The organism is Actinomadura sp. RB99 (genome assembly GCF_014706005.1).
GTDB lineage: Bacteria > Actinomycetota > Actinomycetes > Streptosporangiales > Streptosporangiaceae > Spirillospora.
The window spans coordinates 51,471-70,336 of record NZ_JABMCA010000030.1 but is presented as its reverse complement, the minus strand read 5'-3'; the positions used below and the strand labels follow the sequence as shown (position 1 = coordinate 70,336).

Sequence of the window (18,866 nt, the reverse complement as noted above, 5' to 3'; positions counted from 1 at the left end):
GGGCCGTTCCGCCTACACCCTGTTCGATCTTCGCTGGTCAGTGCACTCCGGTGGATCTGTCCAAGAACGCGGTGAGATGGATAGGGTGCCCGCGTGCGGGTGGTGGTGACGGGAGCGGCGGGATTCATCGGGGGGCATGTGGCCGGCGCCCTGTCGGGCGCGGGGCACGAGGTCCTCGCCGTCGACGCGCCCGGGCGGTCGCCGACGCCGGAGCCGGCGCGGCGCGCCTGGGCCGGGGTGGCGGCGCTGCCGGGCGTCACGGCGCTGGAGCGGGACCTGGCGGTGGACGACCTCGACGCGGTCGCCGCCGCCGACGTCGTGGTCCATCTCGCGGGGCGGCCGGGCGTGCGCAGCTCGTGGGGCGGCGGGCGCGCGGCGGCGGAGCGCGACAACGTGCTGGCGACGGCGCGGCTGCTGGAGGCGTGCGCGCGGCGCCCGGCGCGGCTGCGCCCGCGGGTGGTGGTCGCGTCGAGCTCGTCGGTGTACGGGTCGGCGGGGCACCGGCCGAACCGGGAGGACGACCCGCTCGACCCGGCGAGCCCCTACGCGGCCAGCAAGGTGGAGGTCGAGCGGCTCGCGGGGCTCGCCGCGGAGAACGGCCTGCGCACCGTGGTGCTCCGGTACTTCTCGGTCTACGGCCCCCGGCAGCGGCCCGACATGGCGTTCCACCGGTTCGTGGAGGCGGCGCTGGACGGGCGCCCGCTGCCGGTCTTCGGGGACGGGCGGACGTCGCGGTCGTTCACGCACGTGCGGGACGTGGTCGCGGCGACGCTGGCGGCGGCCGCCGAGGACCTGCCGCCGGGCGTCGCCCTCAACATCGGCCATCCCGAGCCGGTGGCGGTGCGGGCGGCGATCGCGCTGCTGACCGGGGTGCTCGGCGTGCGGCCCGAGATCCGGCGGGAGGCGCCGGTGGCCGGTGACGCGGCGCTGACCTGGGCGGACTGCGGGCTGGCCGGGCGGCTGCTCGGCTGGTCGGCCACCACCTCGCTCGCGGACGGCCTGGCGGACCAGATCGCCTGGCACCGGTCGCTGCGCGCGCAGGAGGTGGCGGTCGGATGAGGCACCGGGCGGCGTATCTCGCGTTCGACCGCTTCCCGTCGGGCAAGGGGTCGGCCGTGCACATCGCGCAGATGGCCGACGAGCTGTTCGAGCGGTTCGGCGGCGGGCTGCTGGGCGTGCTCGGCGGCGGCGGGCTGCCCGGCTACCAGCGGGAGGGCGCGCGGGAGATCGTCAGGTTCGAGGAGCAGATTCCCAACCTCATCGACCGCGCGGAGGCGTACTCGGCGTGGGCGGCGGCGCTGCTGAAGGAGCACGCGGGGTCGCTGGAGGTCGTCCACGTCCGGGATCCGTGGAGCGCGCTGCCCGCGCTGACCGCCGCCGGCCGGCGCTACCGGGTCGTCTTCGAGGTGAACGGGCTGCCGTCCATCGAGATGGGCCACACCTGGCCATGGGCCTCGCCCGCGACGCTCGGCAAGATCCGCGAGCTGGAGCGGTTCTGCCTGGACCGCTGCGACGCGGTCGTGGTGCCGTCGCGGGTGATCGGCGAGGCCGTCCGGAGGCTCGGGGCGGCGGAGGAGAAGGTCCACCTCGTGCCGAACGGCGCCGACCTCCCCGGCGAGACGGCGCGTCCCGCCGGCGCGCCCGACCGGTACGTCGTCTACGTCGGGGCGCTTCAGCCATGGCAGGGCATCGACGTGCTGCTCCGCGCGTTCGCGCGGCTGGGCGACCTCACGGACCTGCGGCTGGTGATCTGCTCGTCCGTCCCGGAGCGGCGCGCGAAGCCGGTACGGCGGCTGGCGGAGCGGCTCGGCGTCGCCGACCGCCTGGACTGGCGGTTCGCGCTGCCGCACCCCGAGGTCGCCGCGTGGCTGGCGCACGCCGAGGTGTCGGTGGCGCCGCTGACGGGCTGCGCCCGCAACCTCGACCAGGGCTGCGCGCCTCTGAAGGTGATCGAGTCGATGGCGGCGGGCGTCCCGGTCGTCGCCTCGGACCTGCCGGCGGTCCGCGAGCTCATGGCGGACGGGGAGCACGGGCGGCTCGTCCCGGCGGACCGTCCGGCGGAGCTGGCGCGGGCCGTCCGGATCCTGCTGGAGTACCCCGGCGAGGCCGCCGCGATGGGCGCGCGGGCGCGCGCACACGTCGCCGGCGGCCTGACCTGGACGCGGTCCCGCGCCCGGCTGGCCGAGGTCTACCGTACGATCGCGCCGTCAGACCGATAGGTGGGGTGTCGTCATGTTCTGGCGCAAGCAACGCGCGGCCATCGAGGGGTTCCACCCGCTGCACCGGACGCTGGTGCTGGAGAAGGGGTTCTCGGTGTCGCTGCCGCGCGACCAGTGGGAGCCGGTGATCCGGAGCCTCGCCGGCCATGAGGCGGCCGTGAAGCGGCGCAAGTGGCGGGTCACCCCCCGGACGTCGCGGGTGCTGGTGCCGATGCTGCGCGTCCTCGCGGCGGACATGCCGCCCGAGGGCCTGCTGTCGGTGGCGCTGGACATGCGGGGCGCGGACGTCCCCGAGAAGCGCGGCCCCGAGCGGCCGGTGCAGGTGTCCCGGCCGATCCTGTCGATGAAGGAGTGGTTCGTCGTCGACCCGTGGCTGCGGATGCGCGCCGAGCTGCGGGACGGCAGCGTCGTGGAGCTGGCGGTGACCGACCGGGTCCGGCACCGCAAGTACAAGAAGCGGAACCCGCGCGGCAAGGTCAAGTACAAGCACAAGACGAAGACGGTGCAGATGGTCAGCGTGACGCGCCGGCTGGGCAAGGGCGCCGCCCCGCGGCCGCCCGGCACGCCGCCGCCGAGGTGGATCCAGGTGCGGGTCAAGGACGGCAACCGGTTCATGATCCGCGCGAACGCCAAGCTGCTCGGGCCGCTGAAGGACGACGAGCTGCGCGAGCGGATCCTGCACGTGTCGACGGAGCCGTTCCGCTGGACGCCCGCCGGCGCGGCCGGCGCGGCCGGAAGGAGCGCGCGGTGACGCCCTGCACCGTGACCACCGGGTTCTTCCTGCTCGGACGCTGCGGGCGCCCGGCCGTGGCCGCGTGCCCGGGATGCGGGCGCGCGGTCTGCGCGGAGCACGCCGTGCAGGGCGGGTACTGCCCGGCCTGCGCCGCGCAGGCGGGCGGCGAGCCCGACCCGTACGACCCGTCCTACGCGAGCGGTTACCGGCGCCGCTACTACGAGAGCAGTTCGCAGACGTACTACGACAACCAGTGGTACTCGTCGTTCGACTCCTATGACCGCGGCGCGTTCAACCCCGGCGACGACTACTCGTACGGGGCGGGCGACTTCGGGCCGGACGACGGTGACGGCGGGTTCGTGGACAGCTGATGACCCGTGTCCTCTGGGTGACAGAGCACTATCCGCCAAGCCAGGGCGGGATGGCCAACTCGTGCGACCGGATCGTCCGGGGGCTGCGCGGCGCCGGCGTCGAGGTGGACGTCGCGCACCTGACGCGGCGCGAGCGGCCCTGGGCGGTGACGCGCGAGCACGGCGGCCGGCTGCTGGCCGCCCCGCTCGGCGACGACCCCGAGCACGCGCTGCGGCGGCTGTGGACGACGCTGACCGCCGAGCGGCTCACCGGCGCGTACACGCACGTCGTCGCGTTCGGCGGCACGTACTCGATGCTCGCCGCGCCCGTCCTCGCCCGGCTGGTGGACGCGCCCCTGATCACCCTGCTGCGCGGCAACGACATCGACGTCGGCGTGTTCTCGATGCGGCGGCGCGGCGTCCTGGCGGACGCGCTGCGCGCCTCCGCGCGGGTCTGCGTGGTGGCGCGCGACCACATGCCGCTGGTGACGGCGCTGGCCCCGGACGCGGCCGTGACGTTCGTGGCGAACAGCGTCGACACCGCGCAGTGGCGCGTCCTGCCGTCGGAGCGGGAGCGGGGGCGCGCCTGGCGGGCGGAGAACGTCGAGCCGGAGCGCCGCACCATCGGCGTCATCGGGCAGCTGAAGAACAAGAAGGGCGTCGGGTTCTTCCTGGACGCGCTCGTCGCCTCCGGCCATGCCGGCCGGTTCCACCTGGTGCTCGTCGGCGAGGTCGAGGAGACAGTGACGGCGTGGCTCGCCGAGCGCAAGGACACCGTGCCGCACTCGTTCCTGCCGTTCCTCGAACGCTACGACCTGCCCGCCGTGTACGCGAGCTGCGACCTCGCGGCGCTGCCGTCGTTCTACGACGGGATGCCGAACGTGGCGCTGGAGGCGGCGGCGCTCGGGGTGCCGCTGATCTGCTCGGACGCGGGCGGTCTCGCGGACGTGGCGGACGACGCGATCGGCTTCGTGTTCCCCGCGGGCGACGCGCACGCCTGCCGCGAGGCGATCGACCGGGCGGCCCGCGCGAGCGACGAGGAGCTGGCGGCGCTGGGCACGGCGGGCGCCGAGCGGATCGCCCGCGACTTCACGCCCGCCGCCGAGACCGCCGGGTACCTCGCGGTCCTCGGCGAGGTGCGTTGATCGCCTGCTACGCGGCTGGCGGCGGTCTCGGGCACCTCACCCGGCTCCGTGCCTTCCTGCACACGCTGGCGGTGGACGACGAGGTCGTGGTCCTGTCGGACTCGCCGTTCGCCGCCGACCCGCGCGTCTCGTCCGGCTGGACGGTGCGTCCCGCGTCCACCCGCCTGGCCGCGCTCGCACCGGACGAGCTGGTCGTCGACGCCTTCCCGGCCGGCCTCAAGGGCGAGCTGGCCCGGCCGCCGTCCGGGATCCGGGTCACGCACCTGGCGCGCCTGCTGCGCTGGGACGCCTACCTGCCGCTCCTGCCCGCCGACCCGCCCCGCTTCGACCGGACGTTCGTCCTCGAACCCCTCGACCCGGCCCACGAGGCCCACCTCCGCGCGGTGTCCGCCGAGATCGCGCCGCTCGCGCTGACGGACCCGCCGTCCGGGACGCTCGACGTCCGCGGCTGGCTGGTCGTCCACAGCGGCCCCGACGCCGAGACGCTCGAACTCCTCGCCTACGCGCGAGACATGGCGGCCATGGAGGGCGCGGACCCTCCGCTGACGCTCGTCTCACCGCACCGCCCGGACGGCCTGCCCGCCAGGGTCGTCCACCTGGACGCCTACCCCGCGGGCCCGCCCGGGCCCGGCGTCGAGCGGATCGTCACCGCCGCCGGGTTCAACGCCGTCCGGCAGTACGCGCCCTGGCGGGACCGGCACCGGGTGCTGCCGTTCCCGCGCACCCTCGACGACCAGTTCGCGCGCGCCGCCCGCGTCAGAAGTACTTCGAGGTGAGGTCGCCGGTCGGCCAGGTCTTCACCGCGTTCGCGGCCTTGTGCAGCGCCGGGTCGATGTCGCCGTAGCTCGGCGCGCTGCCCTCCTGCCGCTGGTCGAACAGCACCGCCCAGGCGAGGCCGTCGTTGCGGCGGACGAGCAGCGTGCTCGTCCCGGCGAGGCTGCCGTCGTGCCAGGTGTTCATGCCGGTGCCGCCGGTGACGGGCCGGACCATCCAGCCGCAGCCGTAGTACCAGCCGCTGCTGTTGATCCCGGTCTCCGGCTTGGTGAACGCCCGCTTGATCGACGCGGCGGTCAGCACGCTCGTGCCGCCGTCGTAGATGCCGGCGAACCGGGTCAGGTCCATCGCGGTGGCGAGCCAGCCGCCGTGCGCGTCCATGTTCTCCAGGTTGAAGGCGCCGTAGGGGGTGGACACCTTCTTGCCGCTGTTGTCGAACACGGTCGGGCCCGTGTAGCCGGAGTAGTAGTGGGGCTCGCCGCTCGCCTGGGTGAGCGTGTGGCCCAGCTTCATCCGCTTGATGCCGCGCGGCGTCAGGACGGCCTTCTGCACGTACGACGCGTAGCTCAGCCCGGTGACCTTCTCGATGATGCGGCCGAGCAGCATGAAGCCGTAGTTCGAGTAGGCGTACTTGGTGCCCGGCGCATGGTCGAGCTTGTGCGCCGACACGTACTTCATGATGTTCGCCTGCTTCACCGGCAGCGCGATGCCGAGCGCCTTGGCGATCGCCGCGTCCTGGAACATCGGGTCGGGCGAGATGTCGCGGTCCCAGCCGCCGAGGTGCTGCAGCAGCCGCAGGACGGTGACGTCCTTCAGCCGCGGGTCGGCGGCGGTCGACAGCCCGAGCAGCGTCGCGGCGCGGTCGGTGAGCTTCAGCTTCCCGTCCTGGACGAGCCGCAGCACCGCCGTCGCGGTCACCGGCTTGCTCAGGCTCGCGACGCGGAACGGCGACGTCGGCTGCGTGGTGAAGCCGGTGCTGGAACTCCACGTGTATCCGCGCGACAGCACCAGCTTGCCCTTGCGGACGACCGCGAGCTGCCCGGAGGGGACGTTGCGGGCCTGCATGAAGCTCTTCATCGTCGCGTCGAAGCTCCCGAGGCCGGCGAGCGCCGTCCCGGTCACCCGCCACGACCGCGTCGCTGCGGCCTGCGCGGCGGCGGCCCGCGCCGTGCGCGGCGAATCGTCGGACGAGCAGCCCGTCAGCAGCGCCGGCACCGCCGCGCCGAGACCGGCCAGCCCGGCCGCCTTGCCGAAGTCCCGCCTGGTTACCGGCGCCATGCATTCCCCCCGTAGAGACCCGCTGCCTGGAATGTACGGCTTCGGACACTAATGGGGGCCGATCTCCGCCGAGACCGGTCGGCGGCGGCGTTGATCAGTTGTTGACCGGGAGGCGGAGGTCGAACTCGACCTCGACCTCGTCGGCGAGGCGGAGCGCGCCGAAGAACGCCGAGAACGGCTTGATCCCCCAGCGGGTCTGCTGCACCGTCGCCCCGCCGCGCAGCCGGTCCCCGTCGAGCTCGGCGCGGACCCGGACGGGCTTCGTCCGGCCCATGATGGTCAGGTCGCCCTCGACCTCCCCGGCCTCGGTGCGGACCGCGGTCGCGGTGAAGGTGATCTCCGGGTGGTGGCGGGCCTCCAGCACCTTGCGAAGGTTGTCGCCGATGTCCAGCCGGTCCTTCTCCGACAGCGGCTTCACGCCGCCGGCGCCCTCCCGGACCTCCAGGCCGTCCACCACGACGACCACCTTCCCGGACGACTCCGACAGCGGCTCGCGGACCGTCGCCTCCGCCGTCCAGTTGGTCGCCTCGATGGTCAGGTCGTGGCCGGCGCGCCGGCCGAGGCCGCTGCGGCTCGTCCGGAGCAGCAGCCGCCCGTCACCGGGGCCCAGCTCGTAGGTTCCCTCTCGAACGGTCATGCCCTCACACTGCCATGCGGCCCCGCGCGCCCCCGCCGAGGGGCTACAGGCAGGTCACCTCGGGTTGCGGACGGTACTCGGTGTGGAACTTCTCCCGGCGGACCTCGCGGCCGGCGGAGAGCAGCGTCCGCCACACGTCGATGCTGAAGCCCTTCCGGCCGGCCATCGGGACGCACCGGCGCCCGCGCCCCACGCCCGTCCCGTACGGCGAGAACCCGTACCGCTTCGACGTCTTCGACCGGACCTCGTACCGGCGGTGCCCCCACAGGCTCACCGTCAGCGAGTCCCCCGTGTAGCCGACCTGGATGCGCACCGGCGCGCCCGTGTCGTTCTTCCAGGTGAAGTCGAGGTCCGGATAGGCCACCGCCGCCTCGCGCCCCTCCGGGTACTCCGGCATCCACATGGTGTGCGCGCGCGCCTTCCGGATGTCCAGGCCCGCGCGGAACACCGCGTTGAACAGCGTCGTGGACACCTGGCAGATGCCGCCGCCCACGTCCTTCACCAGCCGCGACCCCATGATCGCGGGCGCCGGGACGTACCCGCGGCCCCGCGTCCGCGGCCCCACGACCCGGTTGAAGGAGAACGTCGCGCCCGGGCGCACCACCCTCCCGTCCAGCAACCGCGCGGCCAGCTCGATGTTGCGGACGCGCGGCTGCCCCGGCTGGAACCGCGTCGTGTAGGACGCCATCGGCGCCCCTGACCGCGAGGCCGCGTCGGGCCGCGCGGAATCGCCGGGAGCCGCCCCCTCGGCGACCGACGCGCCCGACTTGCGCGGAGCCCACAGGTACACGCCGAGAAGCAGCCCCGTGGCGGCCAGCGCACCGACCGCGAACGGCCACCAGCGCCGCACGCACTCCCCGAGGCCCGGCTCGCTCCCCGACGCCCGTCCGTAACGCCCCCGCCGGGTCCGTACCAACGATCACACCCCCCGAGGATCCCGGGCGATCTCGCCCGTCAGGATCCTGGCACCGCACCCTCCTCCCCTCTCCCGGTCGACACCCCCGCCTTTGCCGGAACAACACGAACACGAGCCCCGAAGTCGAAACTGCGCGGTGCGCGGGAGTTCAGGCGCGGTGCGCGGGAGCCGGGCGCGGTGCGCCGGGCATGCCGACCGCCCGGCCGGTGGCGCGGAACCGGCCGGGCGACGGCGTCTGTGATGGGGGTGCCCCGTCAGCGGGCGCGGGCGCCCTCGCGCAGGCGTTGCGGGTCGATCTCGCGGCCCGGGCGCCTTCGCAGGTACTCGGCCTCCAGCTGGGCCATCCGCTGGGTGTGCTCGCCGTAGGCCTGGTCGGCTGCGTGCCGGAGCGCGTCCATCCGGGTCTCGTAGAGATGCCCCAGCTCACGGAGCAGGTCGTCGTCGGTGAGATCGGCGGGGCTGACTCCCATCGCCATGTGCGGTACCTCCTCCAGCGGTTCGCGGGCGTCCGTCTCCTACCCGGTCGGACGACCATGAACCGCGGGTCTTGCGCGTCCGGTGTCACCTACCTAGCGTTTGCTTTATGACTGAGACGAGCGGTCCCCTGGTCGGCCACGTCCACTCCGGCGACATCCCCTGGGTCACGATCGGCCCGGTCGGCCTCCAGGTCCTGAGGGTCTCCCCCGACACCTGGGTGGTGCGCAACCGCTTCGAGGCGGGCTTCCAGCTGCCCACCCACAAGCACACCGGCGGCGTCCACGCCTACACGTTCTCCGGACGGTGGCGCTACAAGGAGTACGGCATCGACTACCACGCCGGGACGTTCATCTACGAGCCGCCCGGCTCCGTCCACACGCTCACCATCGAGGAGGACAGCGACATCCTGTTCATCCTCGAAGGCGCCTTCATCGAGTACGACGCCGAGGGCAACATCACCGGCGTCACCGACGGCGAGTCGACGCTCAACGCCTACTACGCCATGTGCGACGACGCCGGGATAGCGAGACCGCAGGGCATCCTGTCGTGATCCCGGACGGCTTTCCGGACGGGTTCTACGCGCACGGGCATCCGTACGGGCTGTACGAGGCCATACGGGCGGAGGGCGGGCTCGTCCGGCATCCGTCGCTGCCGCTGTGGGTGGCGGGGTCCCACGCGGCGGTGCACGCGGTGGCGAGCGACCCGGCGGCGTACCGGTCGGGCGACGGCATCCTGATCGACGAGATCGGCGTCCCCTTCGACACGCCGCCGACGATCATGCACACCGACCCGCCCGAGCACGGCCGGTACCGGGGGCTGGTCGCGCCCGCGTTCCGGCCCTCGGCGATGCGGCGGCTGGAGGGCGCGGTCCGGGAGCGGTTCCGGGCGCTGCTGGAGCCGGTGGAGGCGGGCCGCCCGTTCGACGTGGTCGCGGAGCTGGCCGTCCCGCTGCCGCTCCAGGTGATCTGCCTGCTGCTCGGCATCCCGGAGGACGACTGGCCGCGGTTCTTCCGCTGGTCGGAGTCGATCATCCCGGGGGCGGCGCCGGAGTTGTCGGACGAGGAGCGTGCCGCGCTGCGGATGGAGGCCGGCGTCTACCTGGTCGAGGTCTCCAACGAGCGGCGGGCCGCGCCGCGCGACGACGTGATCTCGCAGCTCGCCCAGGCCGAGGTGGACGGCGACCGGCTCACCGACATCGAGATGGTGATGTTCCTGATCCAGCTGCTCGTCGCCGGGAACGAGACCACCCGGCACGCGATCTCGGGCGGGCTGCTGGCGTTCGCGGAGAACCCGGACCAGTGGGAGGCGATGAAGCGGCCGGAGGCGATGCCGACCGCCATCGAGGAGATCCTGCGCTGGACGTCCCCGGTCGTCTACTTCCTCCGGACCGCGACACGCCCGGCCGTCCTGGCGGGCAGGAAGCTGGAGGCCGGCGACCACATCATGCTTCTGTACGGGTCGGCGAACCGCGATCCGGAGGCATTCGGTCCCGATGCCGACCGTTTCGACGTCACCAGGCGCCCCGAAGTGCCGGGACTGGCGTTCGGGTACGGCCCGCATTTCTGCCTCGGCGCGGCGCTCGCGCGGATGGAGATGCGGCTCGTCCTCGAAGAGCTCCGGTCCCGGTACGGAACCGTCACGGTCACCGGCGAACCGGTCTACAACGGCTCGCCGGTGGTCGTCGGGCTCCGCGGCCTCCCGCTCGCGTTCGCCTGAGGACCGGCTCCCGGCGGCCGGACCCGCTTCTCGCGGCCGGCCGCCGGGAGCCGGTCGCGCGGCGCCCGGCCGCGGTTACAGCCGCCTGAACCTTCGCCGAACTCCCGGCACCCGTCAGGCTTCCGGCCGGAAGACCGCGAGCGCCTTCGCGTGCTTGCCGAACCGGATCCCCGGGGGCATCGGCGACACCTCGCCGTCCCGGGCCAGCCGGAGTTCGTCACACTCCGTGAGCACCTCCAGCCCGCCGGCGTGCCACCCCCGGAAGCCGGGCACCACGTGCAGGTGCCCGGCGAGGACCGCGGCGACCGCCCGGACGCGGGGCATCCGCCGCCCGGAGGAGACCATCCGGATGTCGAGGCGCCCGTCGTCGAGCCGCTCCCGCCACGTGGGCGCCGCGCCGTGCGAACCGAACACGCCGTTCCCGACGAACGCCAGCCAGACGTGCCGCCGGTGCCCGTCCACGACGGCCTCGACGGGCTCGGAGTGCCGCAGCGTCCGGACGGCGGCGATCGCCAGCGCGGGCCACTTGCCGAGCCGCTTCTCCAGCCGCTCGCGCCGGTCGACCAGCTCGGTGTAGGCGCCGAAGCTCGCCGTGTTCAGGAACAGCCGCTCGCCGCCCCGGCGGGAGCCGGTCCCGGCGGGCGCGGCGTAGGCGACGTCCACGCGGCCGATCCGCCCCGCCCGGTACGCGGCGACCGCCTGCGCGGGCGACTCGACGCCGAGCGCGCGGGCGAAGTGGTCGAGCGTCCCGCCCGGCACGACCAGCAGCGGGACGTCGTGGTCGAGCGCGGCGCGCGCGGCCGCGTTGACGGTGCCGTCGCCGCCGACGACCGCGAGCACGTCGGCCCGCGCGGCGGCCTCCGCGCACGCCTTCTCGAGGTCCTGGCCGGGCTCCAGCATGACGATCTCCGCCGCCGGGAGCTCGCGCTCCAGCAGGCCGGACGCCATCTCCGCGCTGCCCGGCAGGATCCCGCGGGTGGCCTCGCCGCCGCCGCCCGAGCCGGTGTTGACGACCGCGACGACGCCGCGCCCGTCATCGGTGACCTGGACGTCCTCGCCCTCGGCCCGGGTCACGCGGGCCACCGGAGGGCGCGCCGGCCACACCAGGCGCGTGCCGAACCCGGCCAGCGCGCCGATGCCGAGGCCGGCGAGCACGTCGCCGGGGTAGTGCGCGCCCGTGTAGACGCGGGCGAACGCGACGGCGGCGGCGGTCGCCGCGACCGGCGCCGCCACCGCGGCCGGGGCCTCCAGCGCCACCCCGGCCGCGAACGCGGCGGCGGACGCCGAGTGCCCGGACGGGAAGGCGTGCGAGGTCGGCAGCTTCCACCGGATCCGGATCGGCGGCACCAGGTCCACGACCGGGCGCGCCCGGCGGAACGCCTGCTTGCCCAGGATGTTGACCATCGGGCTCGCCACCCCGATCGCGATCGAGCCGCGCAGCGCGGCGCGCCGCAGCCGGGGCCGCCGGGTGAGCCCGAGCGCCGCCGCCGTGGTGAACCACAGCACGCCGTGGTCGGCCGTCCTCGACAGCCGGGGCAGGACGTACTCCAGGCCGGGCAGCCGGGCCGCGGCGACCCGGTCGAACGCCCACCGGTCGGCGCGTCCCAGCCGGCCGAGCAGCGCCCGGTAGGGGGCGCGGGCGGTGCGGGCGGACGGGGGGCGCCCGGGCGAGCGCAGCACGGGGAGTGATCGAGAATGGTTGGACCGCATCCCCGGGGTATCCCCAGGGGCGACGACAAGATTCCGTAATGATCTCAGTTCGGGGGTCACATGCGGGTGAACGTCACCGACACATCATCGACTGCAATAGGCTTCCCGGCATGAGTCACCCGCAACGGCTCGGTTCATCGGGTGGCGAGTCGGTCGGCACGATCGCGGAGTCTCCTCACGTGAACGAGACGCTGGCCGCCTACGCCGCACGGTACGGATTGAGGCAGAGCGCGGCGCGCCCCCCGCTGCGCAAGTACATCCAGAGCGTCTGGGCCAGGCGCAACTTCATCTGGGCGTTCGCCTCGGCCAAGAACATCTCGATGTACACGGACTCGAGGCTGGGTCAGGTCTGGCAGCTGCTGACCCCGATCCTGAACGTCTCGGTCTACTACCTGATCTTCGGCGTCCTCCTCAACACCAAGCGCGGCGTACCGGACTTCATTCCCTTCCTTGTGACGGGCGTGTTCATGTTCGGGTTTACACAGCGCTCGATCACGTCGGGCTCCAAGTCCGTCGGGGACAACCTGTCGCTGATCAGGGCGCTGCACTTCCCGCGCGCGACGCTGCCGCTCGCCATCGCGACCGTGGAGTTCCAGCAGCTGCTGCTCTCCCTGATCGTGCTGCTCGGCATCGTGTTCGCGTTCGGCGAGCCGATCAGCGTTCAGATGGTGATGTTCGTCCCGGTCCTGCTGCTCCAGCTGATGTTCAACGTCGGGATCAGCATGGTGATGGCACGGCTCGGCGCGTTCAACCGGGACGTCAGCCAGCTCCTGCCGTTCATCATGCGGACCTGGCTGTACCTGTCCGGCGTGATCTTCAGCCTGCCGGACCTGCTGCACCGCAGCCACGCGCTGAAGACCCACCCGTGGATCGGGGACATCCTCAAGGCCAACCCGGCCTACGTGTACGTGGAGCTGAGCCGGCACCAGCTGCTCGGCGAGTACCGCCACTTCGTGAACACCAAGCTGACGGAGACCACCGGCCAGCTGTGGCTCTACGCGGGGATCTGGTCGGCCGTCGCGCTGATCGGCGGGTTCCTGTTCTTCTTCAGTGCCGAGGAGCGTTACGGCCGTGGCTGACACCAAGGTGCGCGGCGGGACGGCCATCGACGTCGACCCCACGCGCGAGCCGATCGTCGTCGTCGACGACCTGCACATCATCTACCGCGTGTACGGCGCGGGCGGGAAGGGCAACGCCGCCAGCGCGTTCTCCCGGGTGCTGCGCCGCAAGAACCGTCCTTCGATGAAGGAGGTCCACGCGATCAAGGGGCTGTCGTTCGTCGCGTACCGCGGCGAGGCGGTCGGGATCATCGGGACCAACGGCTCCGGCAAGTCGACGCTGCTGAAGGCCATCGCGGGCCTGCTGCCGCCGCACAGCGGCGCGGTGTACACCGACGGCCAGCCGTCCCTGCTGGGCGTGAACGCGGCGCTGATGAAGGACCTCACCGGCGAGCGCAACATCGTCCTCGGCTGCCTGGCGATGGGCATGACGCCGACGGAGACGAAGGCCCAGTACCAGAAGATCGTCGACTTCGCGGGGCTCAAGGAGGGGTTCATCCAGTACCCGATGCGGACGTACTCGTCCGGCATGGGGGCGCGGCTCCGGTTCGCGATCGCCGCGGCGAAGACCCACGACGTGCTGCTGATCGACGAGGCGCTCGCCACCGGCGACGCCAAGTTCAAGCGCAAGAGCAAGAAGCGGATCGAGGAGCTGCGCAACGAGGCCGGCGCGGTCTTCCTCGTCGCGCACCAGCTGGACACGGTCAAGGAGATGTGCGACCGCGTCATCTGGATCGACGAGGGCCGGATGCGGATGGACGGCGATCCGGAAGAGGTCATCGCGGCCTACAGCGAGGCCGCCGGGAAGTGATTCCGGTCACGGACCGGTTCGTCACCGGGTTCTCTATGGGCGCGGTCAAGACCTGACCCGCCTGATAGAGATGGAGTGACAACTGATCCTTTGACGAGGAGGTCGCCATGGCCGGCCGGCCACCGCTTCCGCACGAGCACCTTCCCGAGGTCCCGTCGTTCACCGTGACCAGCGACGACGTCGTCCACGGCGAGCGGCTCGACGACAAGCACGTGTTCGACGACTGGGGGTTCAGCGGCGGCAACCAGTCCCCGCACCTGCGCTGGTCCGGGTTCCCGCCGGAGACCAAGAGCTTCGCCGTGACCTGCTACGACCCGGACGCCCCGACGGGCAGCGGGTTCTGGCACTGGACGCTGTTCGACATCCCGGCGGACGTCACCGAGCTGCCGACGGGCGCGGGCACCGCCGACTCCAAGATCGGGATTCACGCCCGCAACGACTACGGGAACAAGGAGTTCGGCGGCGCCGCGCCGCCGCCCGGCGACCCGCACCGGTACGTGTTCACGGTGCACGCGCTGGACGTGGAGTCGCTCGGGATCGGCTCGGACGTCTCCCCGGCCGTGGCGGGCTTCAACATCACCGCCCACACCCTCGCCCGCGCGACGATCATTCCCGAGTACGGCGTCTGACGCCCCGCTGAGGCCGTCCCGCTGAGGCCGTCCCGCTGAGGCCGTCGCGCCCGCCGGGGCGGCCTCAGGAGGCGCCGACCAGCATGTCCCCCATGGCCGTCCGCCGGTACAGGACGGAGCGGCCGCTGCGCTCGCGGGTGACGAGGCCGGACGCGCGCAGCACCGCGAGGTGGTCGCCGGTCCCGCCGAGGCTCACCCGGAGCCGGGCGCTGAGCCAGGTCGTGGTGGCGGGCTCGGCCAGCGCGCGCAGCAGGTCGGCGCGGGTGCGGCCGAGCAGCCGGGCGAGCGCGTCGTCGTCCCGCGGCACCCGCCCCTCCCGCCCCTCCCACAGGGCCGCCACTCCCCTGGCCCGGTACATCAGCGTGTACGGCCAGTTCCGCTCCAGCGCGACGCCGAGTTCGGAGAACACGGTGGGGACGAACATCAGCCCGGCGCCGTCCAGCCGGTAGGCGCCCTCGTCGGGGATGTCCACCTCGATCATGCCGCCGCGCCACCGGACCTGCCGGGACAGGCCGTCGAGGGCCTCCGCCCAGCCGTAGGCGGCGAGCCGTCCCGCGCGGTGCACGATGTCCTGTTCGAGGATCGCGCGCAGCACCGGCCAGTCCGGTTCGACGAGCGCCGTCCACGCGGCCTCCAGCGCGTCGCTGAGGCGCCGTACGACGTCGGGCGCGTGCAGGACCGCCCGGACGTCGTCCGGCGGCGTGGGAAGGCCGTCGAGGTTGCGGGCGATCTCCTCGCGGGCCTGGGGTTCGGGCGTGGCGCGGGCGACGGCGAGCTGCTCGGCGACCGTGAGGTTCGGGCGGCCCGGCGGCGGCTGGACGAAGTCGGCCATGTACCCGTGGCGGCGCCGCAGGAACGCCAGCGCCCGGACGGCCGGGTCGGCGGCGATCGACGCGTAGCGGGGGCGCGCCCGCTCCACCCACGGGCTCACCGGGCCGGCCGGCACGCGCCCCGCCGCGAGGCCGAGCGCGGTGATCGTCTCGTGCAGCGGCGCGATGCCGAACCGGCTCGCCGCGAGGTCGCCGGGCCCCACCTCGATCCGGTACATGTTTCGCTCCTCCCCGAAACATTATCCAGGCCGGCCCCGCCGCCCGAGTCTGGTCGCCATGACGGCATCCACCGCTCCCCCCGGCCCGGCCGCACCGGCCGCGTCCGCGCGCTACCGCGACGTCTTCGGCGTCCCCGAGTTCCGCACGCTGTTCGGGCTGCAGACGCTGCAGGTGACCGGCGACTCCGTCCGGATGATCGCGCTGTCGGTGCAGACGTTCGAGCGGACCGGGTCCGCGCTCGCCGCGGCACTGGTGTTCTGCGCGGGCATGCTCCCGTACGCGGTGGGCGGCGCGCTCCTGCTCTCGCTCGCCGACCGGGTCCCGATGCGGCGGCTGCTCACCGGGTTCCACCTGCTGCGCCTCGCGGTCACGGCCGTCCTGGCGTGCGGCGCCGTCCCGCTGCCGGGGACGATCGCGCTGATCACCGTGCTCGGGCTGGTGGCGCCGGTCGGCGGCGCGACCGTGCAGGGCCGGCTGCCCGCGCTGCTCCCCGGCGACGGCTTCGTGCTGGGCCGGTCGCTGTTCACGATGACGTCCGCCGGGGCGCAGATCACCGGGCAGGCCGCCGGAGGGCTGCTGCTGGCGGCGCTGTCCCCGGCGGGGACGCTCTGGCTGGCCGCCGCGAGCGCCGCCGTGGCCTCGGCGCTCGCCCGGTTCGGGCTGCCGGACGTGCCGGCGCCGAACCGCGGCGGCTCCGGGGTGGCGCGCGAGACGTGGCGGGTGAACCGGCGGCTGCTCGGCGCGGGCACCACGCGGGGCCTGCTGCTGGCCTTCTGGCTGCCGCTGTCGCTGTCCGTCGGGTCGGAGGCGATGGCGATCCCGTACGCGAGCGGGCTCGGGAATCCGGGGGCGGCCGGGCTGATGCTGTCGTCGGCCGCGGCCGGGATGTTCGCGGGCAACCTGCTGGTCGGCCGCTGGATCCGGCCCGGCCTGCGCGACCGGCTCACGTTCCCTCTCGCGCTGCTGACGGGCGCGCCGCTGCTGCTGTTCGCCCTGCACCCGCCCTTGCCGCTGGCCTGCGCGCTGATGCTCGCGGGGACCGTCGGCCTCGGCTACGACCTGCCGCTCCAGCGCCGGCTCGTGGACGCGACGCCGCAGACCGTGCGGGGCCAGGCGATCGGGCTGGCGAGCACCGGGGTGATGACGGGCCAGGCCGCCGCGATCGGCGGCGCGGGCGCGCTCGGCGACCTGCTGGCCCCGGCGCAGGTCATCGCCCTCTGCGGGGCCGCCGCGGTGCTCGCCGCGCTCGCCCTCCACCGCCACCTTCGCTGACGGCGCCTATTCGGCGGAACGGCGGCGTCGTCGTCCGGGCCACAGGAGCCAGGTCTGGAGCGCCCCGGACCCGGTCGTCGCGACGTAGAACAGGACGTTGGTGAGGGCCTGCGGCATCTCCCCGAAGTCGAGGAGGTAGAGGCTCACCATCGACAGCGGCGCGGTGGCCAGGATGAGGAAGACGCCGATGAAGCCGGGGTCGTCCGCGAACAGGTCGGCGGCGAGGACGATCCCGGTCGTCACCGTGACGGCGGCGCCGTAGCCGATCGCGATGGCGAGCCGCACCCGGTCGGCCGTGCCGCGGGCCGGCCGGGGGGATCGGGGGGCACGGGCGGAGAAAGAGGAGAACATGTCGGCAATGCTCGCCGCGCGCCCGGTGGCGCCGCCTGAGTACCGGTACTCAGGCGGCGCCCGGAAGGTACCTACTTCTCCCAGGGGAAACGGTCGGCGAACGCCGGCTTGAGATCGTCCAGCCAGGCCGCGTCGGGGTCGTACTTCGCGAAGAACGGCTTACCGACCAGGTCCGCGTCGCGGCACTGGATGAAGTGCAGGACGAACACCTTCTCGCCCATCAGGTCGATGACGCCGTCCACGCACACCTTGCCGGGGGTGGCGGACATGGACGGGCCCCGGACGGTCCTGGAGAGCCCCGAGACGTTCTTGTAGGCGTCCCGGTAGATCTCGTAGGCGCGGGCGAGCGGGACCGCGAAGTAGTCCTGCGGACCGGTGTCGCGCTCGACGAACATGTAGTACGGGACCAGGCCCATCCGGGTCTGGGTCCGCCACATGCCCTCCCACGTCGCGGAGTCGTCGTTGATCGTCCGGATGAGGGGGGCCTGGGTCCGGATGACCGCGCCCGTGTCGCGGATGCGGCGGCACGCCTCGGCGACCATGAGCGGCTCCAGCTCGCGGGGATGCGAGAAGTGCGCCATGAAGGCGAGGTTCTTGCCCGACTCGACGACCTGCTCGAACAGCCGCAGCATGTCGTCGGCGTCCGGGTCGGTGACGAACTTCTGCGGCCAGTACGCCAGCGACTTGGTGCCGATCCGGATGGCCTCCAGCTGCTCCAGCTCCAGCAGCGGCTCGATGTAGCGCCGCAGCACCGGCTCGCCCATGATCATCGCGTCGCCACCGGTGAACAGGACGTTCGTCACCTGGGGGTTGGCGAGGAGGTAGTCGCGCAGGGCGGTGGGCTCGTCGCCGGCCATCTTCAGGTCGGGCTCGCCGATGAACTGCGCCCAGCGGAAGCAGTAGGTGCAGTACGCGTGGCAGGTCTGCCCCTGCTTGGGGAAGTACAGGACCGTCTCGCCGTACTTGTGCTGCATTCCGGGGATCTTGCCGTCCCCGAAGCTCGGGATGTTGAGCTCCATCTGCCCGGCCGGGTGCGGGTTCAGCTTCATCCGCACGGCGTGCGCGGCGGCCTCGATCTCGGCCTTGGGGGCCTCGCGGCGCAGCAGGTCGGACAGGCGCGCGACGTCCTCGGCCGGGAGCATGTCCTCCTGCGGGAACACCAGCCGGTAGATCGGGTCGTCCGGCGCGGCCGACCAGTCGATGAGCTCCTCAATGACGTAGGCGTTGGTCCGGAAGGGCAGGACCGTCGCGACCGCTCGGGTGGCGAGCCGCTGCTCGGGCGACAGACCGGCGCGAGCGGTGAGCTCGTCCAGGTGCTTCGCCGTGAAGGCGCGGAACTTGCGACCTGTGGATCGCATTGCGGGAGCCGCGTCGTTCACCAGTGTCACGTGTTGGTACTCCTTGATGTCATGGGGGAGCGGGTCCCCGGGCGCGTCGTCACGGACGGTGATCAAAAAGCCGCGGGACACCCCCATTCAACCGTTTGGGACCGGTTCATACCGAATTGATACCCCCTACAGGGTACGGAAAAAGCTGGTCAGCCCGGACCCCGACAAATCGCCCCTGCATCATCGTCGACGCCCCGCCCCATGTTCAACGACTACGGGACGTCAACCTCTCCGTCACGGCGGGGCCACGCTTCGGCCAGCGGATACTCCGGAAACCGCGCCCCAGGTCACACGCTGACACGATGTTCGGAAATACTGGCGAGGGCGGCACCGCGGACGGGCGAAGGGGCTGG

20 protein-coding genes are annotated in these 18,866 nt (G+C 73.1%); 12 read left to right on the top strand and 8 right to left on the bottom strand.

Features of this window, described 5'->3' with window-relative positions; genetic code table 11:
* Positions 1–93 precede the first annotated feature (93 nt).
* From amrb99_RS25400 to amrb99_RS25375, 6 genes are read left to right on the top strand one after another with little or no spacing between them, the layout of a single operon-like run.
* Entirely contained in the window at positions 94–1,059 is a 966-nt protein-coding gene (locus amrb99_RS25400; RefSeq protein ID WP_347256852.1) for an NAD-dependent epimerase/dehydratase family protein, read from the top strand.
* Positions 1,056–2,219, top strand: coding sequence for a glycosyltransferase (locus amrb99_RS25395; RefSeq protein WP_190860406.1), 1,164 nt, complete (start codon positions 1,056–1,058; stop codon positions 2,217–2,219). Before amrb99_RS25400 ends, amrb99_RS25395 begins: the two co-directional genes overlap by 4 nt.
* A 13-nt stretch (positions 2,220–2,232) precedes the next feature.
* Positions 2,233–2,970 carry a hypothetical protein gene (locus amrb99_RS25390; protein ID WP_190860404.1) on the top strand — a complete coding sequence of 246 codons (738 nt, stop codon included), beginning with the start codon at positions 2,233–2,235 and terminating at the stop codon, positions 2,968–2,970.
* Complete coding sequence (locus tag amrb99_RS25385) at positions 2,967–3,323, top strand: hypothetical protein (protein WP_190860402.1); 357 nt, start codon at positions 2,967–2,969, stop codon at positions 3,321–3,323. The genes amrb99_RS25390 and amrb99_RS25385 overlap by 4 nt, the downstream gene beginning before the upstream one ends.
* Positions 3,323–4,447, top strand: coding sequence for a glycosyltransferase family 4 protein (locus tag amrb99_RS25380; protein WP_190860400.1), 1,125 nt, complete (start codon positions 3,323–3,325; stop codon positions 4,445–4,447). Before amrb99_RS25385 ends, amrb99_RS25380 begins: the two co-directional genes overlap by 1 nt.
* Positions 4,444–5,223, top strand: coding sequence for a hypothetical protein (locus tag amrb99_RS25375; protein WP_190860398.1), 780 nt, complete (start codon positions 4,444–4,446; stop codon positions 5,221–5,223). Before amrb99_RS25380 ends, amrb99_RS25375 begins: the two co-directional genes overlap by 4 nt.
* On the opposite strand, the gene amrb99_RS25370 is transcribed toward amrb99_RS25375, so the two are convergent.
* From amrb99_RS25370 to amrb99_RS25355, 4 genes are all read right to left on the bottom strand, one after another.
* Complete coding sequence (locus amrb99_RS25370) at positions 5,204–6,499, bottom strand: serine hydrolase domain-containing protein (RefSeq protein ID WP_190860396.1); 1,296 nt, start codon at positions 6,497–6,499, stop codon at positions 5,204–5,206. The two genes, amrb99_RS25375 and amrb99_RS25370, sit on opposite strands and share 20 nt — an antisense overlap.
* 94 nt (positions 6,500–6,593) lie before the next feature.
* Positions 6,594–7,136 (bottom strand): YceI family protein, encoded by a 543-nt coding sequence (locus amrb99_RS25365; RefSeq protein ID WP_190860394.1) that lies wholly within the window; start codon positions 7,134–7,136, stop codon positions 6,594–6,596.
* A gap of 43 nt (positions 7,137–7,179) precedes the next feature.
* Positions 7,180–7,986, bottom strand: a complete 807-nt coding sequence (locus amrb99_RS25360; protein ID WP_190860392.1) for a VanW family protein — start codon at positions 7,984–7,986, stop codon at positions 7,180–7,182.
* A 320-nt stretch (positions 7,987–8,306) separates the two neighbouring features.
* Positions 8,307–8,528, bottom strand: coding sequence for a DUF6158 family protein (locus amrb99_RS25355; protein WP_190860390.1), 222 nt, complete (start codon positions 8,526–8,528; stop codon positions 8,307–8,309).
* A gap of 107 nt (positions 8,529–8,635) precedes the next feature.
* Here amrb99_RS25355 and amrb99_RS25350 point away from each other — a divergent pair, with 107 nt between their 5' ends.
* Entirely contained in the window at positions 8,636–9,079 is a 444-nt protein-coding gene (locus amrb99_RS25350; RefSeq protein ID WP_190860388.1) for a 2,4'-dihydroxyacetophenone dioxygenase family protein, read from the top strand.
* On the top strand, positions 9,076–10,245 hold the full coding sequence (locus amrb99_RS53295) for a cytochrome P450 (protein WP_190860386.1): 1,170 nt from the start codon (positions 9,076–9,078) through the stop codon (positions 10,243–10,245). Before amrb99_RS25350 ends, amrb99_RS53295 begins: the two co-directional genes overlap by 4 nt.
* Positions 10,246–10,359: 114 nt before the next feature.
* On the opposite strand, the gene amrb99_RS25340 is transcribed toward amrb99_RS53295, so the two are convergent.
* Positions 10,360–11,925 (bottom strand): diacylglycerol kinase family protein, encoded by a 1,566-nt coding sequence (locus amrb99_RS25340; RefSeq protein WP_347256851.1) that lies wholly within the window; start codon positions 11,923–11,925, stop codon positions 10,360–10,362.
* A 209-nt stretch (positions 11,926–12,134) separates the two neighbouring features.
* On the opposite strand from amrb99_RS25340, the gene amrb99_RS25335 reads away from it, so the two are divergent.
* From amrb99_RS25335 to amrb99_RS25325, 3 genes are all read left to right on the top strand, one after another.
* Positions 12,135–13,034: an ABC transporter permease gene (locus amrb99_RS25335; protein ID WP_347256850.1), complete on the top strand. Its 900-nt coding sequence runs from the start codon at positions 12,135–12,137 to the stop codon at positions 13,032–13,034.
* Positions 13,027–13,824 (top strand): ABC transporter ATP-binding protein, encoded by a 798-nt coding sequence (locus amrb99_RS25330; RefSeq protein ID WP_347256849.1) that lies wholly within the window; start codon positions 13,027–13,029, stop codon positions 13,822–13,824. The genes amrb99_RS25335 and amrb99_RS25330 overlap by 8 nt, the downstream gene beginning before the upstream one ends.
* A 107-nt stretch (positions 13,825–13,931) precedes the next feature.
* Positions 13,932–14,453, top strand: a complete 522-nt coding sequence (locus amrb99_RS25325) for a YbhB/YbcL family Raf kinase inhibitor-like protein (protein ID WP_190860381.1) — start codon at positions 13,932–13,934, stop codon at positions 14,451–14,453.
* A 64-nt stretch (positions 14,454–14,517) separates the two neighbouring features.
* Here amrb99_RS25325 and amrb99_RS25320 read toward each other — a convergent pair whose 3' ends face one another.
* Positions 14,518–15,501 carry a DUF5937 family protein gene (locus amrb99_RS25320; protein ID WP_190860379.1) on the bottom strand — a complete coding sequence of 328 codons (984 nt, stop codon included), beginning with the start codon at positions 15,499–15,501 and terminating at the stop codon, positions 14,518–14,520.
* A 58-nt stretch (positions 15,502–15,559) separates the two neighbouring features.
* Here amrb99_RS25320 and amrb99_RS25315 point away from each other — a divergent pair, with 58 nt between their 5' ends.
* Entirely contained in the window at positions 15,560–16,774 is a 1,215-nt protein-coding gene (locus tag amrb99_RS25315) for an MFS transporter (RefSeq protein ID WP_190860377.1), read from the top strand.
* Between the two features lie 6 nt (positions 16,775–16,780).
* Here the strand turns inward: amrb99_RS25315 and amrb99_RS25310 are convergent, their stop codons facing one another.
* Together amrb99_RS25310 and amrb99_RS25305 are read right to left on the bottom strand one after the other, a co-directional pair.
* The gene (locus amrb99_RS25310; RefSeq protein WP_190860375.1) at positions 16,781–17,125 is read right to left on the bottom strand and encodes a hypothetical protein; all 345 of its coding nucleotides are present in this window, start codon (positions 17,123–17,125) and stop codon (positions 16,781–16,783) included.
* Between the two features lie 71 nt (positions 17,126–17,196).
* Positions 17,197–18,513 carry a lysine 2,3-aminomutase gene (locus amrb99_RS25305; RefSeq protein WP_347256848.1) on the bottom strand — a complete coding sequence of 439 codons (1,317 nt, stop codon included), beginning with the start codon at positions 18,511–18,513 and terminating at the stop codon, positions 17,197–17,199.
* Between the last annotated feature and the right edge of the window lie 353 nt (positions 18,514–18,866).

What these genes read in the sequence shown, in the direction of transcription:
- amrb99_RS25395 (WP_190860406.1), top strand. Translation starts at nt 1,056, where the DNA reads ATGAGGCACCGGGCGGCGTATCTCGCGTTCGACCGCTTCCCGTCGGGC.
- amrb99_RS25320 (WP_190860379.1), bottom strand. Translation starts at nt 15,501, where the DNA reads ATGTACCGGATCGAGGTGGGGCCCGGCGACCTCGCGGCGAGCCGGTTC.
- amrb99_RS25380 (WP_190860400.1), top strand. Translation starts at nt 3,323, where the DNA reads ATGACCCGTGTCCTCTGGGTGACAGAGCACTATCCGCCAAGCCAGGGC.
- amrb99_RS25390 (WP_190860404.1), top strand. Translation starts at nt 2,233, where the DNA reads ATGTTCTGGCGCAAGCAACGCGCGGCCATCGAGGGGTTCCACCCGCTG.
- amrb99_RS25355 (WP_190860390.1), bottom strand. Translation starts at nt 8,528, where the DNA reads ATGGCGATGGGAGTCAGCCCCGCCGATCTCACCGACGACGACCTGCTC.
- amrb99_RS25365 (WP_190860394.1), bottom strand. Translation starts at nt 7,136, where the DNA reads ATGACCGTTCGAGAGGGAACCTACGAGCTGGGCCCCGGTGACGGGCGG.
- amrb99_RS25310 (WP_190860375.1), bottom strand. Translation starts at nt 17,125, where the DNA reads ATGTTCTCCTCTTTCTCCGCCCGTGCCCCCCGATCCCCCCGGCCGGCC.
- amrb99_RS25370 (WP_190860396.1), bottom strand. Translation starts at nt 6,499, where the DNA reads ATGGCGCCGGTAACCAGGCGGGACTTCGGCAAGGCGGCCGGGCTGGCC.
- amrb99_RS25315 (WP_190860377.1), top strand. Translation starts at nt 15,560, where the DNA reads ATGACGGCATCCACCGCTCCCCCCGGCCCGGCCGCACCGGCCGCGTCC.
- amrb99_RS25325 (WP_190860381.1), top strand. Translation starts at nt 13,932, where the DNA reads ATGGCCGGCCGGCCACCGCTTCCGCACGAGCACCTTCCCGAGGTCCCG.
- amrb99_RS25350 (WP_190860388.1), top strand. Translation starts at nt 8,636, where the DNA reads ATGACTGAGACGAGCGGTCCCCTGGTCGGCCACGTCCACTCCGGCGAC.